General features: G+C 38.4%; 18 protein-coding genes and 4 pseudogenes. 12 read left to right on the forward strand and 10 right to left on the reverse strand.

What is annotated here, in order from left to right; translation table 11 throughout:
• Nucleotides 1-160: 160 nt before the first annotated feature.
• Nucleotides 161-1,918, forward strand: a complete 1,758-nt coding sequence (locus tag CDG55_RS07825; RefSeq protein ID WP_087535876.1) for a GspE/PulE family protein — start codon at nucleotides 161-163, stop codon at nucleotides 1,916-1,918.
• A 138-nt stretch (nucleotides 1,919-2,056) separates the two neighbouring features.
• Here CDG55_RS07825 and hemP read toward each other — a convergent pair whose 3' ends face one another.
• A complete protein-coding gene (gene hemP, locus CDG55_RS07830) occupies nucleotides 2,057-2,227 on the reverse strand; it encodes a hemin uptake protein HemP (protein ID WP_087535875.1) in 171 nt (56 codons plus the stop codon).
• 176 nt (nucleotides 2,228-2,403) lie between these two features.
• Between hemP and CDG55_RS07835 the strand changes: the two genes are divergently transcribed.
• Nucleotides 2,404-3,315: a thiamine phosphate synthase gene (locus tag CDG55_RS07835; protein ID WP_087535874.1), complete on the forward strand. Its 912-nt coding sequence runs from the start codon at nucleotides 2,404-2,406 to the stop codon at nucleotides 3,313-3,315.
• Nucleotides 3,316-3,324: 9 nt separating this feature from the next.
• Here the strand turns inward: CDG55_RS07835 and CDG55_RS07840 are convergent, their stop codons facing one another.
• Nucleotides 3,325-3,894 carry a tetratricopeptide repeat protein gene (locus tag CDG55_RS07840; RefSeq protein WP_087535873.1) on the reverse strand — a complete coding sequence of 190 codons (570 nt, stop codon included), beginning with the start codon at nucleotides 3,892-3,894 and terminating at the stop codon, nucleotides 3,325-3,327.
• Between the two features lie 19 nt (nucleotides 3,895-3,913).
• Complete coding sequence (gene mrcB / locus CDG55_RS07845) at nucleotides 3,914-6,322, reverse strand: penicillin-binding protein 1B (RefSeq protein WP_087535872.1); 2,409 nt, start codon at nucleotides 6,320-6,322, stop codon at nucleotides 3,914-3,916.
• 234 nt (nucleotides 6,323-6,556) lie between these two features.
• Here mrcB and CDG55_RS07855 point away from each other — a divergent pair, with 234 nt between their 5' ends.
• Together CDG55_RS07855 and CDG55_RS07860 are read left to right on the forward strand one after the other, a co-directional pair.
• Nucleotides 6,557-7,465 (forward strand): NAD(+) kinase, encoded by a 909-nt coding sequence (locus CDG55_RS07855; RefSeq protein WP_034601775.1) that lies wholly within the window; start codon nucleotides 6,557-6,559, stop codon nucleotides 7,463-7,465.
• The gene (locus CDG55_RS07860; RefSeq protein WP_005230905.1) at nucleotides 7,462-7,734 is read left to right on the forward strand and encodes a YeaC family protein; all 273 of its coding nucleotides are present in this window, start codon (nucleotides 7,462-7,464) and stop codon (nucleotides 7,732-7,734) included. The genes CDG55_RS07855 and CDG55_RS07860 overlap by 4 nt, the downstream gene beginning before the upstream one ends.
• A gap of 210 nt (nucleotides 7,735-7,944) precedes the next feature.
• Here the strand turns inward: CDG55_RS07860 and CDG55_RS07865 are convergent, their stop codons facing one another.
• Entirely contained in the window at nucleotides 7,945-8,940 is a 996-nt protein-coding gene (locus CDG55_RS07865; protein WP_087535871.1) for a glycosyl transferase family protein, read from the reverse strand.
• Nucleotides 8,941-9,189: 249 nt separating this feature from the next.
• Here CDG55_RS07865 and CDG55_RS07870 point away from each other — a divergent pair, with 249 nt between their 5' ends.
• The gene (locus CDG55_RS07870) at nucleotides 9,190-10,335 is read left to right on the forward strand and encodes an acyl-CoA dehydrogenase family protein (RefSeq protein WP_087535870.1); all 1,146 of its coding nucleotides are present in this window, start codon (nucleotides 9,190-9,192) and stop codon (nucleotides 10,333-10,335) included.
• Nucleotides 10,336-10,424: 89 nt separating this feature from the next.
• Here CDG55_RS07870 and CDG55_RS07875 read toward each other — a convergent pair.
• Nucleotides 10,425-10,682 (reverse strand): annotated as a pseudogene (locus tag CDG55_RS07875) (alpha/beta hydrolase); the annotation flags it as partial.
• A gap of 261 nt (nucleotides 10,683-10,943) precedes the next feature.
• Between CDG55_RS07875 and pheA the strand changes: the two are divergent.
• From pheA to CDG55_RS07895, 4 genes and pseudogenes are all read left to right on the forward strand, one after another.
• Complete coding sequence (pheA, locus tag CDG55_RS07880; RefSeq protein WP_005159784.1) at nucleotides 10,944-12,053, forward strand: prephenate dehydratase; 1,110 nt, start codon at nucleotides 10,944-10,946, stop codon at nucleotides 12,051-12,053.
• 113 nt (nucleotides 12,054-12,166) lie between these two features.
• Nucleotides 12,167-14,416, forward strand: a complete 2,250-nt coding sequence (locus tag CDG55_RS07885) for a bifunctional prephenate dehydrogenase/3-phosphoshikimate 1-carboxyvinyltransferase (protein ID WP_087535869.1) — start codon at nucleotides 12,167-12,169, stop codon at nucleotides 14,414-14,416.
• A 280-nt stretch (nucleotides 14,417-14,696) separates the two neighbouring features.
• Nucleotides 14,697-14,966 (forward strand): annotated as a pseudogene (locus CDG55_RS07890) (hypothetical protein).
• Between the two features lie 101 nt (nucleotides 14,967-15,067).
• Nucleotides 15,068-16,528 (forward strand): aminoacyl-histidine dipeptidase, encoded by a 1,461-nt coding sequence (locus CDG55_RS07895; protein ID WP_087535868.1) that lies wholly within the window; start codon nucleotides 15,068-15,070, stop codon nucleotides 16,526-16,528.
• A 16-nt stretch (nucleotides 16,529-16,544) separates the two neighbouring features.
• On the opposite strand, the pseudogene CDG55_RS15625 reads toward CDG55_RS07895, so the two are convergent.
• The 4 genes and pseudogenes from CDG55_RS15625 to CDG55_RS07915 form a co-directional block, all read right to left on the reverse strand.
• Nucleotides 16,545-16,715: pseudogene (locus tag CDG55_RS15625) on the reverse strand (RNA 2'-phosphotransferase); the annotation flags it as partial.
• Nucleotides 16,698-17,002, reverse strand: a pseudogene (locus CDG55_RS07905) (DUF2157 domain-containing protein); the annotation flags it as partial. The pseudogenes CDG55_RS07905 and CDG55_RS15625, both read right to left, overlap by 18 nt.
• A gap of 125 nt (nucleotides 17,003-17,127) precedes the next feature.
• Nucleotides 17,128-17,409, reverse strand: a complete 282-nt coding sequence (locus CDG55_RS07910; protein WP_087535867.1) for a hypothetical protein — start codon at nucleotides 17,407-17,409, stop codon at nucleotides 17,128-17,130.
• 179 nt (nucleotides 17,410-17,588) lie between these two features.
• On the reverse strand, nucleotides 17,589-18,218 hold the full coding sequence (locus CDG55_RS07915) for an alpha/beta hydrolase (RefSeq protein WP_087535866.1): 630 nt from the start codon (nucleotides 18,216-18,218) through the stop codon (nucleotides 17,589-17,591).
• Between the two features lie 125 nt (nucleotides 18,219-18,343).
• Between CDG55_RS07915 and yaaA the strand changes: the two genes are divergently transcribed.
• The 3 genes from yaaA to CDG55_RS07930 are packed head-to-tail and all read left to right on the forward strand — an operon-like array spanning nucleotide 18,344 to nucleotide 20,038.
• Nucleotides 18,344-19,126, forward strand: coding sequence for a peroxide stress protein YaaA (yaaA, locus tag CDG55_RS07920; protein ID WP_070074951.1), 783 nt, complete (start codon nucleotides 18,344-18,346; stop codon nucleotides 19,124-19,126).
• Nucleotides 19,127-19,147: 21 nt separating this feature from the next.
• The gene (locus CDG55_RS07925; RefSeq protein WP_087535865.1) at nucleotides 19,148-19,411 is read left to right on the forward strand and encodes a hypothetical protein; all 264 of its coding nucleotides are present in this window, start codon (nucleotides 19,148-19,150) and stop codon (nucleotides 19,409-19,411) included.
• A gap of 9 nt (nucleotides 19,412-19,420) precedes the next feature.
• The gene (locus tag CDG55_RS07930; protein ID WP_087535864.1) at nucleotides 19,421-20,038 is read left to right on the forward strand and encodes a metal-dependent hydrolase; all 618 of its coding nucleotides are present in this window, start codon (nucleotides 19,421-19,423) and stop codon (nucleotides 20,036-20,038) included.
• Nucleotides 20,039-20,086: 48 nt separating this feature from the next.
• On the opposite strand, the gene CDG55_RS07935 is transcribed toward CDG55_RS07930, so the two are convergent.
• A complete protein-coding gene (locus tag CDG55_RS07935; RefSeq protein ID WP_005215950.1) occupies nucleotides 20,087-20,398 on the reverse strand; it encodes an ArsR/SmtB family transcription factor in 312 nt (103 codons plus the stop codon).
• Nucleotides 20,399-20,761: the final 363 nt, after the last annotated feature.

The following is a 20,761-nucleotide window of genomic DNA, read 5'->3' on the forward strand; positions in this document are numbered from 1 at the left end:
AATTACATAAATGCATCGCTCTATCTTAACCCTTTTTACTTTTATGGCTAAGTTATCTATATGTTTTTTAAAGTGCATTTAATCATTCTTGAGTCATGAAATGATCTGGGAGATTTTAATAAATCTCTGTTATATTATAGAAATAACTTGGGGTATAACAATGACGTTTAATTTTCAAATCGATATTTTTTGGTGCTTAGAACAATTACAAAAAGATGGACGAATCACTGAACGGGATAAATTACTAGTACAAACAACACATCGTCAAAAAGATGAATTGAAGTGGCATCCTTTACAATGGGTTGCAAAATTTAATCTGAAAGATCAATTAAATCCAGAAACCATTTTAACACTCAATCGTCTATGTCTATGGTTAGCTGAAAAATCGCATGTTCCTTTGTTTGTCATTGATCCTCTAAAGGCTGATGTGACGGCATTAACCAGTGTTATGTCTCAAGAGTTTGCAGCTCGAAATCATATTTTGGCAGTAGAAGTTCACTCTGATCGTATTTTAATCGGTACAGATCAGCCATTTATGATGGAATGGAAAAATAATTTAGAAAGAAGTTTGAGCCCAAAAAAAGTTGAAGCTGTACTATTAAATCCAGAACAGCTACAACGTTATTTGATTGAATATTATCAAGTTAGTCGAGCGGTGAGCTCTTCTCAAGGCACAAGTGCTTTTGACCGTGACAATAAGGGGGTCGAAGCTTTACTGCAATTAGGCGATACACAAAACCCTGATGCCAATGACCAGCATATTGTGAAACTGGTTGATTGGGTATTGCAATTTGCTTTTGAGCAGGGTGCAAGTGATATTCATTTGGAGCCTCGCAAAGACAAAGGCAAGGTACGTTTCCGTATCGATGGTGTATTGCATACAATTTATAATATGCCAGCCAATACGCTTACAGCAGTGATTTCCCGTATTAAAATCTTAGGTCGTATGAATGTTGCGGAAAAGCGTAAACCACAAGATGGACGTTTAAAAACACGTACACCGAAAGGTCAAGAAACGGAATTACGTCTTTCTACGTTGCCAACTGCTTTTGGTGAAAAGTTGGTCATGCGTATTTTTGATCCTGAAGTATTAGTGCGTAGTTTTCAGCAATTAGGATTTGAAGGGCATTTATTACACAGTTGGCAGCAACTGACACAGCATAGCCACGGTATTATCTTGGTGACGGGGCCAACAGGTTCAGGTAAAACCACAACGCTATATTCGTCTTTAAAGCAATTAGCAACTGAACAAGTGAATGTCTGTACCATTGAAGATCCGATTGAAATGTTGGAACCAAGTTTTAACCAGATGCAGGTGAATCCAAATATCGAACTTGGTTTCGCCGATGGTGTTCGCGCACTGATGCGTCAAGATCCTGACATTATCATGGTGGGAGAGATTCGTGACCATGACACCGCAAATATGGCGATTCAAGCAGCATTAACAGGACATTTGGTTCTTTCAACTTTGCATACTAATGATGCACCTTCAAGTCTGACCCGTTTGCATGATTTAGGCGTACAACCATTTTTAACTGCAGCAACGATTTTAGGTGTTCTAGCACAACGTTTGGTGCGCCGACTCTGCCCACTTTGTAAGCAAGAAACGGCAATTAATGAACAAGAGTGGGAGCATCTTACTTTTGATTATATGATGGATATGCCAACGACGATGTATAAAGCAGTTGGATGCGAAGCATGTCGCCATACAGGTTATAAAGGCCGTGTAGGTATTTATGAATTTATGCCAGTAAGTTTAGAGTTGAAGTCTATTATTAGTGCTCATGGCACACTGAATGATCTGAAAGCACAATCCAAGAAAGAAGGTGTTGAGCCACTGCGGATTGCAGGTGCACGCAAAGTCATTGAAGGTGCAACCACGTTAGAAGAAGTATTGCGTGTTGTTCCTTTAAGTTAAGCAAATTATTGATCTTCAGATTCACCTCATCTTCATTTGTTTTAAAGAGGTTGTCCCACTTGTTTGATCAAACAAAAAAAGCAGTACGCGCTGACATACTGCTATTTCCACGTTTATTATTATGCGGTTGTTATTATATTACTTCGTTAAAATCAGACGATTATTACGTGTTAAACGCAAGCGGTATTCTTCACCCACATGCATTATGCGTATTTCCCGACCTAAGGCAAAAAGATTATTGGAATGCAACATTGGCAATGATTGAGCTGCATCTGTGCTACGTGTAAATAGGTTAAATGGTGCGTTCATTTGTTATGCTCCGTGGTGTGTTTTCTATTGATTTAAATGATAATCATTATCGAATAGACCTGTCAACGTAAATTTCAAGAATTTACAAAATCATTGATTATTGATGTTTTTAGCATGTGAAATCGTTGTTAAATTCATTAAAATTATTGTGAAAAAAATAGAGATATTAGATTGTTATGGCAAAAGCTATAGTTGATGTTGCGATTGCAATTTTACTGCATAAATCTAAAGTGTTAGTGGGTTGGCGACAAGCAGATCAACATCAAGGTAATAAACATGAATTTCCTGGTGGAAAAGTCGAATTAGGGGAATCACCTGAACAAGCTTGTCGTAGAGAGATTTATGAGGAAGTAGGTATTGGTTTAAAAGAGTGGCATCCGTTTGATATTATTCGTCATGAATATGAAGATGTTATTGTTAATTTACATCTTTTTCATGCACACGTACCTGAGGAAATGCTCAATCAAATTCATCAACCTTGGACTTGGTATCAACGCGATCAACTAGCGAGTTTAAACTTTCCGAAGGCAAATGCTGTAATTCTGGAACGATTAATCTGGTCTCATTTGATTAAGATCAGTGATCAAATTGATGCACTACCACATCATAATTTTCAAATGTATTGGCGCATCCAAACAGCTGAAATTGAACAGATTGAACAGCAGTTAGAGGTTTTAACTGATGAAAAATTACAAAAAATTATAATCAATACTGATATTTATCAAAATATCAACATGGTTCTACAGTCTAGAGTGAAGACAATTCATCTTAAACAATCACAATTAATGGCACTTAAAAAAGGTGAATTGATTGTTGGTAAACGTTTTATTGCAGCCTGTCATGATGCTGTTTCATTACAACATGCACAACATATAGGTTGTGATGCCGTATTTTTGAGTCCTGTGAAAGCGACTGAAACACATCCAAATGCAAAAGTATTGGGTTGGAATGACTTTGCTGCATTAGCTCAGCAGAGTGATATTCCAGTTTTTGCTTTAGGTGGTGTCGCACCTGAAGATTTAGAACAAGCCCAAAAACATCATGCTTATGGGCTTGCTGGGATTCGTCAATTTAGTTCAATTGATTGATCAAACTTTTTATAACGCTTGAATTGCTTTTTTAGCTTCTTGGGCTTTTACAGGGTGATTACGTGCTTCACTTGCTCGGAGCACAATAAACCAAAGTTGTTTTTTCATCGAGTTACTTTGCGCATAGCTTAAACCTCGACGTGCCAAAGCTTCCGCATTTGCATATTGTTTGCGTTGGTCTGCAATCAGTGCCAAATACAAATAAGTTTCGGTCGCTTGGGGAGCAATACGTTGAGCTTGAAGAGCATAACGTTCTGCTTCCGCAAGTTGCTGTTGCTTATAAGCGACTTGGGTTTTTTGCATTAATGTTCTAAATGCTGGTAATTGACTCCCATCATTGAACTTTTGCTGTACTTTTTGCTCAGGAACAACCACTGTTACCTTTTGACGCTTTATTTCTTTCTGCTCATACGGCGTAATTTTTACATTCGACGCGGGCGGAGTAGTTTTCTTTTTCTGCGTGTTTGACGTACTTGGTGGTTCTCCCAATTTTATTACCACTTTTTTATTTGGAGGCGGTGCTGAATTACAACCTGCAAGCAGCAATACACCAATCACAATCGTTATTTTCTTCATCATGTCCAATCATCCTTGTAACTTAGTTTTCACCGCTATAACTACCGCTCGAAATCACACGTGTAGAATTATGATTGGATAAATCGGTGTCCATTTGATTTTCACTTTCTCGAATATAATTGGTATTGCCATCACCATAATGATCCCCCTGAGTGTCTTCCTCGGATGGGATATTGGTTGGTTCAACTTCATAATGTGATTGGCCGCATAGGGTTGCACGACGAGGTACAGTTTGTCGAAGTAGGGGAATATACATTGCGCCATCACAACCCTGCGCCGATAAATCACCAGTTGCGCTGTCTATCCATTGCCATTCTACATTGTCAGTTTGACGAAAATTGACGGGTTCTTGACGAAGCTGTTTCATTACATTGGTCCAGACAGGTAATGCACCTGATGAACCTGTGAGACCAGTAACTTTATTATCGTCCAGACCTAACCAGACGACAGCGACATGATTGCCTGAATAACCAGCGAACCATGAATCGCGTGTATCATTGGTAGTGCCAGATTTACCAGCTAAATTTAAGGTTTCAGGTAAGCTGCCATAAGCTGATCGTCCAGTACCTGAACGCATAACTTGTTGTAAACCGTAGTTCAAAATATAGGCAGCAGCAGGATCAATCGTTTGTTGAACATTTAAGCTATAACGTTCAAGCAAATGTCCTTTTGCATCAACAACAGTACGAATAGAGCGAGGAGGATATTTGAAACCACCTGTTGCAAAATTACCATAAATTCCAAGTACTTCCATTGGAGACATATTTACTGCACCCAAATAGATAGATGGATAAGCTGGGATATTTGAACTGACACCAAATTGTTTTAGCTTATTTGAAAATGCTGATAATCCAAATTCATTTCCTAAACGAACAGCAGATAGGTTATATGAATTTGCCAAGGCTTGTTGCATAGGTACAACACCGTGTTCACCACCACTATAATTTTTTGGTGTCCAACTCTTATCGCCCTCAACTGGAATATTAACGGCACTATCTTCAATCGGACTCGCCCACGTATAACGTCCGGATTCGATCGCATTTAGATAAATAATAGGTTTTAACAACGAACCGACTTGACGTTTAGCGTCTAGTGTACGGTTAAAGCCAGTAAAATCTTGGGTTGAACCAACAGCAGCAACCAATTCACCATTCTCAGGATGAGCTACAAGCACAGCGCCTTGTAAGTTTTTCAAACGTGCTGGATTTGCTTTTGCTAAACGTTCAACAGAGTCTTTAAAAGCATTTTGAACTTGTGTCTGTGCAATCGGGTCAAGCGTTGTGAAAATTTTCAAGCCTTGATTGGTAATATCACTTTCTTGATATTCTGTACGTAATTGACGACGTACGATATCAAGGAAATCTGGGAATTTTGCAGGCCCTAAAGTTGGTTTACTCACAATATTTAAAGGACGTGAGATTTCATCTTGATATTCTGTTTCGGATAAATAGCCCATCACCATCATATTGTTTAATACAACATCACGGCGTTTTTTTGCCGCTTCAGGATTACGCCAAGGGTTATATAAAGTTGGACCCTGTACTAAACCAACCAAAAAGGCTTGTTGGGAAATATTTAATTCACTCAGAGGCAAACCAAAATAGAATTGTGAAGCTAAGCCATAACCGTTAATTGAGTAATTACCATTTTGACCTAAATTTACTTCATTTAAATAGGCTTCTAGAATTTCATCTTTGCTGTAATGCAGCTCAATCAACAACGCCATAAGAGCTTCATTGACTTTACGTTTGAGCGTTTTTTCTGGTGAAAGATAGAAATTTTTAACTAATTGTTGGGTTAATGTCGAGCCACCTTGACGTCGACCACCAGTTGCATTACTGACTAAGGCACGTGCTGTACCTCGAATAGAAACACCATGATGGTGATAAAAATTTCGGTCTTCTGTTGAAATTAATGCTTCAATTAGTGTTTTTGGTACTTTATTTAGTTTAATGAGAACACGGTCTTCATTATGTTGTGGATAGATACCACCGATTAATAGGGGTTCTAAACGAGCAATACCAGTGTTCGAAGGTTTAGTGGAACGAATTTCACCGACTTGACCTTGATTGAAAGCAATCTCAAGCACCTGTTCAGGTTCATTACTATCACCATAGTCAAAACCACGTGTATGAACATACATTTGGTTGCCTTGAATGATGTAACTTCCTGACTTTTCATAGTTCGTGGTATTTTTATAGCCCAGTAATTTTAATTCTTGGACAAAATTATCTTGAGTAATGGGTGCATTCGCATAGATTTCTAATGGACGAGCAAATACCTTGGCAGGAATATCCCAACGCTGACCTTCAAATTTATTGCGAATAATATTATCCAAACGGATCAGATAGATACTAAAGGCAATAAACACACCAATCACTAAAATTGAAAAAATTAGTGCTAGAAAACCAATACCACGTTCACACTTCATAGACTTGCGTTAAAACCGAAACAATGTGAGTAATGATGCGATAGCTTATTGTCATTTTGCAATCATAAAACTGTGAATAAATAGCAACATGCAATAAAAACTTTCAGAAGGTGTTGATATTAATCGTATAAAAAAACAACGAATGGACATTTTTATACTTTTTAATCAATCATCAACGAAAATTTGATTGTTAATGATATGATAGTCAATAGTCGCGGTGGAGCTGAGTTATTCGTGCAAATTTCACATAAATCCTTTCGAAATATTGGTCTAATTGGGCGACCAGATAAGAATTCTGTAGTAGAAACGTTATGTTTAATCCATGATCATTTGATCACTTTAGGCTTAAATCCCGTTTTTGATCAGGAAACAGCCAAACTCGTACCCTATAGTTATGGTCAAACCGTGAGCCGTAATTTATTAGGTGAAGTGGTGGATTTGGTGATCGTTGTGGGTGGAGATGGCTCTTTACTTCATGCGGCACGTGCTTTAGTCCGATACAATACACCTGTTATCGGGATTAACCGTGGTCGACTCGGATTCTTAACTGATATTAAGCCGGCAGAAGCAATTTTTAAACTGGATCAGGTACTACAAGGTCAATTTCAACTCGATCGACGTTTCTTGCTAGAAATGGAAGTTCGCACCAATAACGAAACCATTTATGATGCAATTGCCTTGAATGATGTGGTGTTACACTCAGGTAAATCGGTTCATATGATTGATTTTGAGCTGAGTATTGATGGGCAATATGTCTATCGTCAGCACAGTGATGGTTTAATTGTCTCAACACCAACAGGCTCGACCGCTTATTCGCTTTCAGGCGGTGGGCCAATTTTGCATCCAAGTATGGATGCGATCGCACTTGTACCAATGCACCCACATACTTTGTCATCACGTCCAATCGTTGTCGGTGGACAAAGTGAGATTAAGATCACCATCCGTGAAAATCGTGTCTTACCGATGGTGAGTGCCGATGGTCAACATAGTGTTGCATTAAATGTAGGTGATACAGTGCATATTCGTAAACATCCGTTTAAACTAAGCTTATTACATCCACCAGGTTATGATTTTTATATGGCATGCCGTACCAAATTAGGGTGGAATCAAGATTTTGAATCTTTTCAACAGGATGACTCATGAATATTGAACAAATGCTCGCTATTTTAAATCCTGAAATTGTTGAGCGTCTCCGTACTGCTGTTGAAATTGGTAAATGGCCAAATGGCGTTGCACTCACTAAAGAACAGCGTGAAACCTGTATGCAAGCCGTGTATGCATGGGAAATGGAAAATTTACCAAAAGAACAGCGCAGTGGTTATATCGACCGTGGCACTAAAAAAGACGGTGAAGAGTGTGATGACGACCATCACAAAAATGAACCTGAATTTAAGCCGATTCGTTTTGTTTAGTTAATATAAGTAGTATTTAAAGCGATGATTTTAATAAAGTCATCGCTTTTTATTACGCTGTCTATTATTGATGTAATGTCTTTAAATAAAATACTGATTACTTTAACGAATAATTTAATGGTTGCTCTTTATATATTTTATTTTTAGGATCAAAAAGATATAGTTTTGTAGAAAAGGTGATTTAAAAAATCACCTTATTTATTTTTTGGTTTAAAAACGATTGTCCCAAAGCGCTTTCGCTTTAATCATTGCTTCATCATAACTATTCACAGCACCCATGGTATACAAAGCGATTCCCATGGTTTCGATCACTGCCATTTCGCCATATTCATGCTTTTGCTCACCGAGCCAAACTGCTTTGAATACTGCAAAATCAAGCTCTTCTTCAATCGGACTACGGTCAGGTGTTAATTTTGGTAGCTCATGTTCATATAGCTCACCATTTTTAATCCCACAAATTAAGGTTTTGGCATCAGGATTACGCTCAAACTCACCACCTTCACCTTTGATCACAGCACTATTTTGATAGCCCAATCGAAAAGCGGTGTGTTGATGTGAAGTCCGATAAGCAGGGTGGAAAATTGCTTGTAAAGTGGCTTTGGCGTTAAACGGATTAATTAGACGAGCAAGCGTATGAATTGGAGAACGTAAGCCCATCACATTGCGGAGTGAGATCAATTCACTCAGAATTGGTGAAATGGCTTCAAGTGGCAAAAATGCAAAATTATGTTGATCTAGTTGTTTACGGACATCTTGCTCATTCTCACAAATAGAATAGCCTAAGTATTGTAAAACTTGTTCCGTATAAACACGGTTAATGGTATGACCCGATGCGCCGTGCATCACAATTCTATAGCCATGATGAGCCAGTGTTAATGCCGCCAATAAAAACCACGGATAGTGCTTACGCTTGCCTGCATATGATGACCAGTCAAGATCGACATCAAGTGGCTGAAAATTGAGTTGATCACGTGTTGCTTGAACAAAACCAGCCAATTCATCGACAGATTCTTCCTTAACACGTAAAAGCATTAAGAATGCACCCAACTGAACATCCAAGACTTCATCTTTTAAAATCATGCTAAATGCTTGATAGGCTTCTTCATAACTGAGCGAACGAGAACCTGTTTTCCCTTTACCCAAGATACGAACATACTGAGCAAAGGGATGTTCTACAGTTTTATAAATATTTCGTTTTGTATTCATGATCGTATGAGAAATCTTCGCCAACAATAAAAGGAATATGACATAAAAGTGACGTATTTAGCGTAAAAAAATATGAGGAGCTGTCTAATCAATAAACAATTAGCGTTTGCTTATGCAGAGTGCAAATAAAATTATTGACCGAATCAGTCTAGTGATTTGATGTAAACGGAACATGACATCCAATCTAAAAATCATTAGCATGGCTGCAAATCGAATTTTTAAAAACAATGAAAGCGAAAGGAAATAATGATGTTAGCTTACGATGCAGATTTGGAACTCTTCCGTGATAACTTTAAACGTTTTATGAGCGAGCAAATTGCACCTCATTATGATCAGTGGGAACGCGAAGGCATTATGCCACGTTCAGTTTGGTCTTCATTGGGTGAAAATGGCTTTCTCTGTGTAGATGTACCAGAAGAATATGGTGGTTATGGTGTACCAACCCATTATTCATTAATGTTAGTTGAAGAATCTGCACGTGCGGGTTATTGCGCATTATCAACAGCGATTTCTTGTCATTCTGAAATTGCGGCACCGTATATTCAACATATCGGAACTGAAGAACAAAAGCAGTACTGGTTGCCAAAAATGGTTTCTGGCGAAGTTGTTGGTGCGATTGGTATGACTGAGCCAGGAGCTGGTTCTGATTTACAGGCAATGCGTACTAATGCAATTTTGCAAGATGATCATTATCTGTTAAACGGTTCAAAAACCTTTATTTCAAATGGTCAGCATGCTGACGTTGTGGTTCTAGCAGTCAAAACTGATCCACAAGCACGTGCTAAAGGTGTGTCTTTATTATTGGTTGATACACATTTGGAAGGCTTTAAAAAGGGCACGAACTTAGACAAAATAGGTCTGCATTCACAAGATACCTCTGAATTGTTCTTTGATAATGTGAAAGTACCTAAAGACCAGTTATTGGGCAATGCAGGTTCAGGTTTTGCTTACTTGATGCAGGAATTACCACGTGAGCGTACTGCAATCGCAGCGACCTCTTTGGGAGCAATTCGTGGCTCAATTGATCTTGCGACCCAATATGTGAAAGAGCGTCAGGCATTTGGTCAAGCAATTGCTCAATTTCAAAATACACGTTTTGTATTGGCTCAAGCAAAAATTGATGAATTAGCAACAGCCGCTTTCTATAACCAAAACGTTGCTTTGTATAATGAAGGCAAATTGGATGTAGAAACCGCAGCGGCATTAAAGAGCTTTAGTACCGATATGCAAATGAAAGTAGCCGATAATTTACTTCAATTATTTGGTGGCTATGGCTATATGACAGAATATCCAATTTCACGTTTCTTCGTTGATGCGCGTATCCAACGTATTTATGGTGGTACCAACGAAATTATGAAAGAAATCGTTGCACGTGGATTGATTGGTAAGTCTTAAGCACAAAAATCATCTCTATTTAGTAGATGATTTCAGACTGAATCAAGAAACTTGATTCAGTCTTTTTATTTGTAGTGATGTTTTTAAGATCAAGGATTGGCTGGCTTATCAAATAATGCGGAACAACTTTTATGATCTATACAACCTGCCAACATAATCGCTTTGGGTAAACTGGCATAGAGATTAGTTAAATGCTGCTCTGCTGGATGTTGATAATTCCAGAACAAGAAATGCTTTGAACGTTGCTGATTAAAGTTTTGATAGAAGTTATTCTGCTTCTGCAAGGATTCAGCGTCTGGTGTTGGACTTCGACCATGTTCATGTGTACCCACTGTGGTCATCAGCATTGGTTGTGCAAAAGACAATGTTGTGCCAATGAGCAGAGAAAAAGTCAAAATACCAAATTGTTTAATCATAATTTATTTGCGAACATTAAAATTTTGCTAGCAATATATAATGAAAATCATTATCAATAAAGTTTGGTAATAAAAAGAGTTAAAACTCAGCGTGTTTAATAGTTTAAAGTGTTGTTATACTAGCTCGGATAATCAATTCACAGATGAATTGTAATCCATTCTTATAGATGATTTTGCTGAGGTTGCATTCCAATGGTAAACGATGGACAAAACACATCGAATTCACTTAATTTAGAACAAATTCGTAACGATATTGATAGTGTTGATCAACAAATCCAAGAGTTACTTAATCGCCGTGCAACGCTTGCAGAAGCGGTAGCCAAAGCGAAGTTTGCATCCGAAGAAAATCCGCTGTTTTATCGTCCAGAACGTGAAGCTCAGGTGTTACGTAAAGTCATGGAGCGTAACCAAGGTCCTTTATCTGATGCAACCATGGCGCGTTTGTTCCGTGAAATTATGTCAGCATGTTTGGCACTTGAAGCACCACAAAGTATTGCATTCCTTGGGCCTGAAGGCACTTATACCCACTCGGCTGTGTTAAAGCATTTTGGTAAAGATGCTGTTGTACGTCCATTGCCAACGATTGATGAAGTGTTCCGTGAAGTTGAAGCAGGCAGCGCACATTATGGTGTCGTTCCCGTTGAGAACTCATCAGAAGGGATTGTGAACCATACTCTCGATTGCTTTAAATCGTCGACAGTCAATGTGATTGGTGAAGTTGAACTACGTATTCATCATCAATTCCTTGTATCTGAAAATACCCGTAAAGACAGCATTAAGCAGATTTATGCACATCAACAAACCTTGGCACAATGCCGTAAATGGTTAGATGCGCATTATCCGGGCGTAGAGCGTGTCGCGTTGAATTCAAATGCTGAAGCAGCACGCCGTATTCGTAATGAATGGCATTCTGCTGCGATTGCATCTGATATTGCAGCAAGCATGTACAATCTTGAGATTTTACATAGCAATATCGAAGATAACCCTGAAAATACCACTCGTTTCCTTGTGATTGGTCGTGAAAAGATTCCTCAAAGTGGTAATGATAAAACCTCTCTATTAATCTCTGCGCATGACCGTGCAGGTGCTTTGTTGGAGATTCTTGCGCCATTTGCCAAACATAAAATTAGTTTGACTAGTATTGAAACTCGTCCTGCGCTTCCTGAGAAATGGGCCTATGTTTTCTTCATTGATTTGGAAGGGCATATTGATCAAGAAAATGTAGCCGCAGCATTAGATGAAATTCGACCTAATGTAAAAGAATTGCGAGTATTGGGTTCATATCCTATTGCTGTTTTATAGTTCTATTTATTGTATTTTGAATCCCTCCCAGCAGTCTCCCTTCAAAAAGGGAGGAGTTTCCCCTCTTTTTAAAGAGGGGTTAGGGAAGATTTTTACATAGGCAAATATGTTTTATGTCTCAACCATTATTTAAGAAAGTTGCATTTATTGGGCTTGGACTGATTGGGTCGAGTCTTGCTCGTGTGATTGTGGCTGAACGACTTGCATCTCAAATTGTGGCTTCAACACGCTCAAAGAAAACATTAGAAGATGCCAAGGCACTCGGTCTTATTCAAGACGGTTATGCAACACCAGAAGAAGCAGTTCAGGATGCCGATTTAATTGTTTTAGCTTTGCCTGTTCGTGCGACACAAAAAGTGCTAGAACAGATCAAGCCTTATCTTGCAGACAATGTCATCATTACCGATGTCGGTAGTACCAAAGGCAATGTGGTTGAAGCTGCTAAAGTGGTATTTGGTGAAAATTTACCAGTCGGTTTTGTACCGGGTCATCCGATTGCAGGTGCAGAACATACAGGTGTACATGCGGGCAAAGTTGATTTATTCGTCAATCATAAAGTGATTTTGACACCACTTCCGACCAGTGCCGATTGGGCGGTTGAAAAACTGATTCAACTTTGGTCTGCGGCAAAAGCAGAAGTGATTTGCATGGATGTCACTAAGCACGATGAAGTGTTGGCACATACCAGTCATTTACCGCATTTGATGGCATTCAATCTGGTTGAGCAACTGGCAAATCGTGAAGATAATTTAGATATTTTCCGCTATGCTGCTGGAGGTTTTCGTGACTTCTCGCGTATTGCGGCTAGTGACCCACAGATGTGGCATGACATTTTCTTTGCCAATAAAACGGCAATTTTAAATGCTGTTGATGGCTTTGAACAGCAATTGTCGATTTTAAAGAAATTGATTGCACAGGAAGATTCGCAAGCGTTGATGGGACTGCTCGGGCATGCTCAAGCAGCACGTCAGCACTTTAACCATATGTTGGCCAAAAAACCTTTGATGGAGAAAAACAAGGTGACACAGCAATTTACCATTTTACCGGGAAAGAAAACATTTACAGGTAAATTCACCGTACCGGGTGACAAGTCTGTGTCACATCGCTCAATTATGTTTGGTGCGATTGCTGAAGGCACAACGCATGTGACAGGCTTCTTGGAAGGTGAAGATGCACTTGCAACTTTGCAGGCTTTCCGTGATATGGGCGTGAGCATTGAAGGGCCTAAGAATGGTGAAGTCACGATTCATGGCGTGGGTATGCAAGGCTTAAAAGCACCAGCGAGCGCGTTGTATATGGGTAACTCTGGTACTAGCATGCGTTTGCTATCAGGTATGTTGTCTGCACAAAAATTTGACTCGGTGATGACAGGTGATGCGTCATTGTCGAAACGTCCAATGGAGCGTATTGCTAAGCCGCTTCGTGAAATGGGTGCACAAATCCAAACCACAGGTGAAAAAGGTACGCCACCAGTGAGTATCACGGGTAGTCAAGCCCTTAAAGGGATTCAATACGATTTACCAATGGCATCAGCTCAGGTGAAATCAGGAATTTTATTGGCAGGCTTATGGGCTGCTGGTGAAACTTCAGTGACGGAACCTGAACCGACCCGTGATCATACTGAACGTATGCTTCGTGCTTTCGGTTATGATGTAAAAACTGAAGGAAATAAAATCTCGCTTGTGGGTGGTGGTAAATTAGTTGGCACAGATATTCAAGTGCCTTCTGATATTTCATCTGCGGCATTCTTTATGGTGGGTGCGGCTATTACAGAAGGTGCAGATGTTGTCCTTGAAGCAGTGGGCATCAACCCAACCCGTACAGGCGTGATCGAAATTCTCAAGCAAATGGGCGCTGATCTGACTGTTGAGAATGAACGTATTGCAGGCGGTGAACCGATTGCAGATATTCATATCAAAGGTTCAAGAACATTGAAGGGCATTCATATGCCTGAAGATCAAGTACCTTTAGCAATTGATGAATTCCCAGCATTATTCATTGCGGCTGCATGTGCAGAAGGTCAAACCGTATTAACGGGTGCAGCTGAACTTCGTGTCAAAGAGTCTGACCGTATTCAAGTCATGGCTGATGGCTTGAAAATCATGGGCATTGATTGTACGCCAACAGAAGATGGCATCATCATTGAAGGTAAAGGCAAGTCAGGTGACTGGTCGGCAATCTTTGCTGGCGGTGAAATTGAATCTCACCATGACCATCGTATTGCCATGAGTTTCAGTATCGCAGGTTTACGTACTTCAGGTAACATCACGATTCATGGTACGGAAACGGTTGCAACTAGTTTTCCAACCTTTACTGAGCTAGCAAACTCAGCAGGTTTAGATTTACAAGTCGTAAATCAGTAAACGAATTGAGAAATGCAGTATTTAGAATAGCTAAATGCTGCATTTTTTATTTGTTTATACATAAAAATAAGTTGTTAGGTGCAAACATAAAACGTATAAATAATGAAAATGATGAGTTTGACCATGTACATATCTAATTAGGTCTAAATTTATCAATTTAGTAAAATAAGTAAGACAATCGTCTAATCAATTAAAGACAATTGTATATATAATCATTCTTACCGTACGAGTCGATTTTATGCTGCGATCCAGCTAAAAAAATAAAAATAGAGGGAATACCATGAAAACATTGCAATTTATAGCAGATTGTCCTAAACATTGGGTAATTATCATCTACCAAATGAATGCTATATCACGCAAGAATATGTTGCAGCGCTACTCTATAAACAATTAGAACATTATTCTCTGTGAAATCTCTGCCAATTCACAGAAAAAACAAGCTTGGTTTGAACGAATAGAAACGCAAAGTATTATCCGACAGTTGGCTCAAGCCGTAGAAAATAGCTTAAAAGCAGAGCATAGCTTTTCTCAATTTGTATGGAAAAGCTAAGACGATTTTGTCAATAAAATCTTAAATAAAGTGATTTAAGCATCGCCATTTAGGTGTATGGTGTATATTTGTTTAAACACTTTATTTGAGAGTATTGGTGCATGATACAGGTCGATTTTTCTAAATTATCTCCACAAGTAGTTTGGCGACATTTTGAGACCTTATGTACAATTCCTCGACCATCTAAACATGAACAACGGTTAAGACAGCATTTAAAAGATTGGGCAGAACAGCGCAATTTGGAAACCTATGTCGATAACATTGGTAACCTAATTATTCGAAAAGTGGCAACTACGGGTAAAGAACAGGCTGCTGGTGTGATTTTGCAAGGCCATCTGGATATGGTGACACAAGCCAATCGTGGTACCCAGCATGATTTTTTTAAAGATCCAATTCAACCAGTCTTAAAAGATGGTTGGCTGATTGCTGAAAATACCACGCTTGGTGCAGACAATGGCATTGGCGTTGCACTTGCAATGGCGGTATTAGAATCAAATGATATTGCTCATGGGCCGATTGAAGTCCTGTTGACCATTGATGAAGAAGCAGGAATGAGTGGTGCTCGTTTGCTTGAGTCAGGTGTGTTAACTGGACAGTGGCTTTTCAATATTGATACCGAAGAATGGGGTGAGCTGTATCTTGGCTGTGCAGGCAGTATTGACCTAGAAGTGGGACAGACACTTGAATATGAAACAGCTCCAAGTGATTTAATCTTTGTAGATTTACTGGTATCAGCTTTGAAAGGTGGTCACTCTGGGGTTGATATTCATTTAGGTCGTGGGAATGCCAATGTCATTCTAGCCCATTTCCTCAATGATTATTTGGCACCATCCAATGGCCGACTGGTTGAGTTTTTCGGTGGATCTGCACGAAATGCCATCCCGCGTGAAGCTGTGGCAACCATTGCAATTAAAGCAGAGCAATTACCCGCGTTGGAAAATGCCGTTGCTGTGGCACAAACTGAATGGCAACAAAAGTTACAGAACATTGATGATCAGCTACAGATCAGCTTACAGCAAAATGCTAACCCGATAAATGAAGTTATAACATTGCAGCAACAGCAAGCTTGGTTGCAAGCATTGGCAAGTTGTCCATACGGGACTGCCCAGTGGAGTAGCGCTTTAGCTGATGTGGTTGAGACTTCGAATAATATTGGTGTGGTCAAATTGACCAAAGATGAAGCGAAAACCTTAGTTATGGTTCGTTCGATGGTGAATCAAGAAGCAGTAGCATTTGCTCAAAAGATTCAACAGCACTTTGCCAGTTTTGAAATTCAATCTGAATTAACGCCTTTAGTATCAGGTTGGACACCGAATCCAGAATCGGCTGCATTAAAGTGCTTACAACAGGCTTATCAATCTGCATTTGATATTGAACCTAATCTAAAAGTCATTCATGCAGGTTTGGAATGTGGCATTATTGCGGAACATTATCCTGATTTACAGATGGTGTCGTTTGGCCCTGATATTCAAGGGGCGCATGCACCAGGTGAGCGTGTGAAAGTAGATACTGTAGATAAATGCTGGAAGTTACTGGTGACTGCACTGGAAAGTGTGAAGTAACGAATTAATCCTGAGATCAGACCGATGATCCTGTCTTGGTCTGATCAATCAGTGATAAATATTGTGTTGGTACATGTATTGTTAGCCAAACACCATTTTCTGCTTGATAAAACTCAAAGCCGTGTTTATACATTTGCGGTGTGTTAATTATGAATAGCACAGGCTTACCATAGTGTTGGCCTACGTTGGCTACCGCAACTGCAGCAAAAATCAGACAAGGGATGATTTTACAGTCAATAAAGATTTTTTCGATCAGTTCCATTAAGAACTTATCGGCTGTCATTGCAGCAATCGCAATCACGGCGTAAATCATGAAAATCCAGAATGAGTATTTTGCCAAACGTTCCCAGTCAAAAGGTCGAATCGAAGAACTTTGATTTAAATCATTGGCAACATCGGGCGTAATCGTGCCTTGTTGTTGCCAATATTCAATAGTTTGCTTTAAAAAAGTCCCTGTTTTTTATTTAATTTCATTATTAAAAAATCCGAATGCTCATTTTATCGATATTGATAAAGCAGAAATGGGGCGTTAGGAGTATTTATTTTAGTAATCGAATGAATATTTTATTATATGTTTCAATGGTTAATATTTGATTTTATTATTTGAAAATGGGTATTTTTTGATCTTTTGTTGTCATCCAATAATTGCGTTCATGGTGGAAATCTGAATATGCATAAGGCAGCTCTTCAATAGTTAAACCATTAAGCATATTTTGATACCACTCAATATAGACAGAATTCTTATTTTTGCATTGGTTTAAAAACTCTTGATGTTGTTGAATAAATAGCTCAGTCAGTTCAGTAATATCTTGAGTGATTTCTGTTTTGCGGATATCTCTATTTTTTTTGAATCCAGCTAGAAATAATAATGGCAGATGCATTTTTATGGCTATTCAAAAAAGAACATCTCCAATAACAACCAGAAGGAGATAGAGAGGGTTCAACATATAAAGATTCAAATCCTCGTTTGTGCAATTCATGTGCAATATAAAGTGTTTTTTTTAGATTGATGATGTAAAAATCCTTTTTCACTGTCAATGTCCTGTTTTTCTATTTAAGTCTACAGTTTTAAAAAGCGAGCAATCACTTGGCGTAACTGTTTTAGATAACCTGTAAAGAAATGGTTTGCACCTGGCAAAATCGTGATCGGATGTTTTTGTGGTTTTGCCCAAGCAATCATATCTGAAAGCAAGGTGATGTCATCTTGTTCGCCGTGTATAAATAAGATATTGCCATCAATTGCTGGGGTTGTGTAGTGGCGTAAGTCAATCACTGAGCCTGTTGGCAAGCCACATAGCACTAATTGCTTCGGACGTAATTCTTCGCTGAGTTGTGCTTGGCATTTTGCCAGTACATGTGAACCAAAGCTAAAACCACCTGCATAGAAGGTTAAACCTGCATGCTTCTCACGGGCATATTCAATCACTGCCATAATGTCATCTGTTTCACCATGACCTTGATCATGTGTACCTTCACTGCCAGCTAAGCCACGGAAGCTAGGACGGTAAACCATACATCCCATCTCATTAAAAATCTGAGCCAGTAGTACAGGAACTTTATGATGCGGTGTACCACCTTGCAAAGGATGTGGATGGCAGACGACAGCAAAACCTGTGATTTCACCTTGGGGTTGATCTACAAACATTTCAATTTGACCAACAGGACCTTGGATGAATACTTGCTCAGACATAAGATACGCAATGGATAATGGAAGAATCTACTATTTTACCGATAAAACTGAACGAGAACACGAATTGGCATTAAAAATTATCAACTGATATAGTTTCACCAAGATAAATTTATTTTTGATTGATTATGCTTGCTTTAATTTCTCCTGCTAAAACACTCGATTACACCACAGCACTTCCTACAGATACACATACCCAACCACGTTTGTTGGCGCAATCACAACAATTGATTGATGTTTGTCGCAAGCTTTCTGCGACAGAAATTGCATCGTTGATGACCGTGAGTGAAAAAATTGCCAATTTAAATGTAGAGCGTTTTCGTGACTGGAATGCAGATTTTGATTTTTCCAATGCACGTCAAGCTTTGTTTGCATTTAAAGGTGATGTGTACACGGGTTTAGATGCTTATCACTTAAAAGACCAAGATATTGATTTTGCCCAACAGCATTTACGTATGTTGTCTGGTCTTTATGGTTTATTGCGTCCGTTAGACTTGATGATGCCGTACCGTTTGGAAATGGGCACTAAATTGAAAAATACCCGTGGCCATAATCTATATGAATTCTGGGGCAGTATTATCACCGATCAAATTAACCAAGATTTAGCTGAAATTGATGCAAAAGTGTTGGTAAATTTAGCCTCTGACGAATATTATAAATCTGTGAATGAAAAGAAAATTCAGGCAGAAATTATCAAGCCTGTATTCTTGGATCAGAAGAACGGAAAATATAAAGTCATCAGTTTCTATGCGAAAAAAGCGCGTGGTCTAATGGCAAGATACTTGATTGAAAATAAATTAAGCCAAGTAGAACAATTAAAAGCATTTGATAGTGAAGGGTATTACTTTGATGCTGAAAGTTCATCGAATAAAGAATTGGTCTTTAAGCGAGATGAGCAACACGCAGCTTAGATTTACCTTAGGCAGGGTGGGATGTTAACCAAAGCACATTTATTAAAACACGCGATATCGTCTGATCAAGTCCAGATTAAAGGGCAATTGACAGAACCGCGGAGTTATGGGGTATATGCGCTACCTTTAGATCGTGATGGAACCAGACGTTTTCGATTTGGTAATCACCCTGTACGCCAGCAAGAACTAAAACATGAGTTTGGCTCCTGTACCTTGTATCAGCTTTTTCTAGAACGTAAAGATGCTGAATTACTGGCAAAGTGGCTGAATAAAGAAATCCAATGAGGATGAGCAATGCCGCAGTATTTATCTACATTAGAAAAATCATGGTTTGAGCTGCATCAGCATTATCATTTTTCAGAGCCGCTGAAAGTTTTTAATAAGTTGATTGCTGCCTACAGTGAAAAGCAGCGGGCTTATCATACGCTACAACATTTGTATGAATGTCTAGTTCTAGTTGACTCGATTCGAGCTGATTTAATTGATGCGGATGCTGTAGCATTGGCGCTCTGGTTCCATGATGCAGTTTATGACCCACAAGCCAAAGATAATGAACTTAAAAGTGCTGAGCTGTTCGAGCAGTATTTGGCTCAAGATTTATCATTTGATATTGTTCAAAAGATTAAGCGATGGATTCTTGTCACGCAAAAGCATGAAGCAACGAATGAACTAGATTTACAGTTTTTACTAGATATTGATTTGGCGATTCTAGCAGCTTCACCTGAGCGTTTTACGGAATATGAACAGCAGATTCAGCAGGAATATGCTTGGGTATATCCAGATATTTATTTGATTAAAAGAAAACAAGTTCTAGCACATTTTTATCAGACAGAACCGCTGTATCAAACTGAATATTTTCAACAGAATTTTGAGCAAAGGGCGAAAGAGAACTTAAAATTTAACCTTTTTTAGAGAATTAAGAATTTCAATAATTCTCTAATAATCTTTCTTTAGTAAAATTCAGATATTAGGACAATAATTTTCATAAAGCGTTGTTAAAACAACCTGTAACTTAGGGTCACTAATTGAATAAAAGATTTGCTTTCCATCCCGACGTGTAGAAACTACATTACTTTTTCTTAACATCATAAGCTGTTGTGACAGGGTAGGTTGTAGGATATGAGTAGCTTCTTCAATTTGAGACACATTTAATTCTTGTTTGGCTAAATGACATAAAATAATTAAGCGATCTGTGTTTGCCAAAGACTTAAGTACATTGACAATAGAGCTTGCAGACTCTCTCATCACGTTGATCTCTATATCCTTTTGCATACTTTTCTCACTACATTCAAGCCGAACTTAGTATAAGGTGAGAAAAACATAAAAATGTATTAAAACTTGAAAAATACAATGGTTTTTTGTGAATATCTATATCAGTGAAAGTTATATTTCTCATTAATAACGCTTAGACTTTAAAATTTGAGAGTTTAGATATTTTTAGCAATGTTAGAAATTGTTAAAATTTTATAAATAATAAAATTATGTAATTAATTTAATTAATAAATATAAAAATTTTTAAAATTTTATTTGTGCTTTAAGGAAAAATGTATATAATAAAGAACAAGACAGAAAGATCTGTCTTAATAAGAAGGATCGGGATGTGCAATTTGTACGACCGCCAGAGGGTAATATTTT

Origin of the sequence: Acinetobacter sp. WCHA45 (assembly GCF_002165255.2) — a bacterium.
Taxonomy (GTDB): Bacteria; Pseudomonadota; Gammaproteobacteria; order Pseudomonadales; family Moraxellaceae; genus Acinetobacter.

Coding starts and splice junctions, on each gene's coding strand:
- CDG55_RS07870 (WP_087535870.1), top strand. CDS start 9,190: ATGTTAGCTTACGATGCAGATTTGGAACTCTTCCGTGATAACTTTAAA.
- CDG55_RS07825 (WP_087535876.1), top strand. CDS start 161: ATGACGTTTAATTTTCAAATCGATATTTTTTGGTGCTTAGAACAATTA.
- CDG55_RS07835 (WP_087535874.1), top strand. CDS start 2,404: ATGGCAAAAGCTATAGTTGATGTTGCGATTGCAATTTTACTGCATAAA.
- CDG55_RS07915 (WP_087535866.1), bottom strand. CDS start 18,218: ATGTCTGAGCAAGTATTCATCCAAGGTCCTGTTGGTCAAATTGAAATG.
- CDG55_RS07860 (WP_005230905.1), top strand. CDS start 7,462: ATGAATATTGAACAAATGCTCGCTATTTTAAATCCTGAAATTGTTGAG.
- CDG55_RS07930 (WP_087535864.1), top strand. CDS start 19,421: ATGCCGCAGTATTTATCTACATTAGAAAAATCATGGTTTGAGCTGCAT.
- CDG55_RS07895 (WP_087535868.1), top strand. CDS start 15,068: ATGATACAGGTCGATTTTTCTAAATTATCTCCACAAGTAGTTTGGCGA.
- hemP (WP_087535875.1), bottom strand. CDS start 2,227: ATGAACGCACCATTTAACCTATTTACACGTAGCACAGATGCAGCTCAA.
- CDG55_RS07925 (WP_087535865.1), top strand. CDS start 19,148: ATGTTAACCAAAGCACATTTATTAAAACACGCGATATCGTCTGATCAA.
- pheA (WP_005159784.1), top strand. CDS start 10,944: ATGGTAAACGATGGACAAAACACATCGAATTCACTTAATTTAGAACAA.
- CDG55_RS07885 (WP_087535869.1), top strand. CDS start 12,167: ATGTCTCAACCATTATTTAAGAAAGTTGCATTTATTGGGCTTGGACTG.
- CDG55_RS07935 (WP_005215950.1), bottom strand. CDS start 20,398: ATGCAAAAGGATATAGAGATCAACGTGATGAGAGAGTCTGCAAGCTCT.
- mrcB (WP_087535872.1), bottom strand. CDS start 6,322: ATGAAGTGTGAACGTGGTATTGGTTTTCTAGCACTAATTTTTTCAATT.
- CDG55_RS07910 (WP_087535867.1), bottom strand. CDS start 17,409: ATGCATCTGCCATTATTATTTCTAGCTGGATTCAAAAAAAATAGAGAT.
- CDG55_RS07865 (WP_087535871.1), bottom strand. CDS start 8,940: ATGAATACAAAACGAAATATTTATAAAACTGTAGAACATCCCTTTGCT.
- CDG55_RS07840 (WP_087535873.1), bottom strand. CDS start 3,894: ATGATGAAGAAAATAACGATTGTGATTGGTGTATTGCTGCTTGCAGGT.
- yaaA (WP_070074951.1), top strand. CDS start 18,344: ATGCTTGCTTTAATTTCTCCTGCTAAAACACTCGATTACACCACAGCA.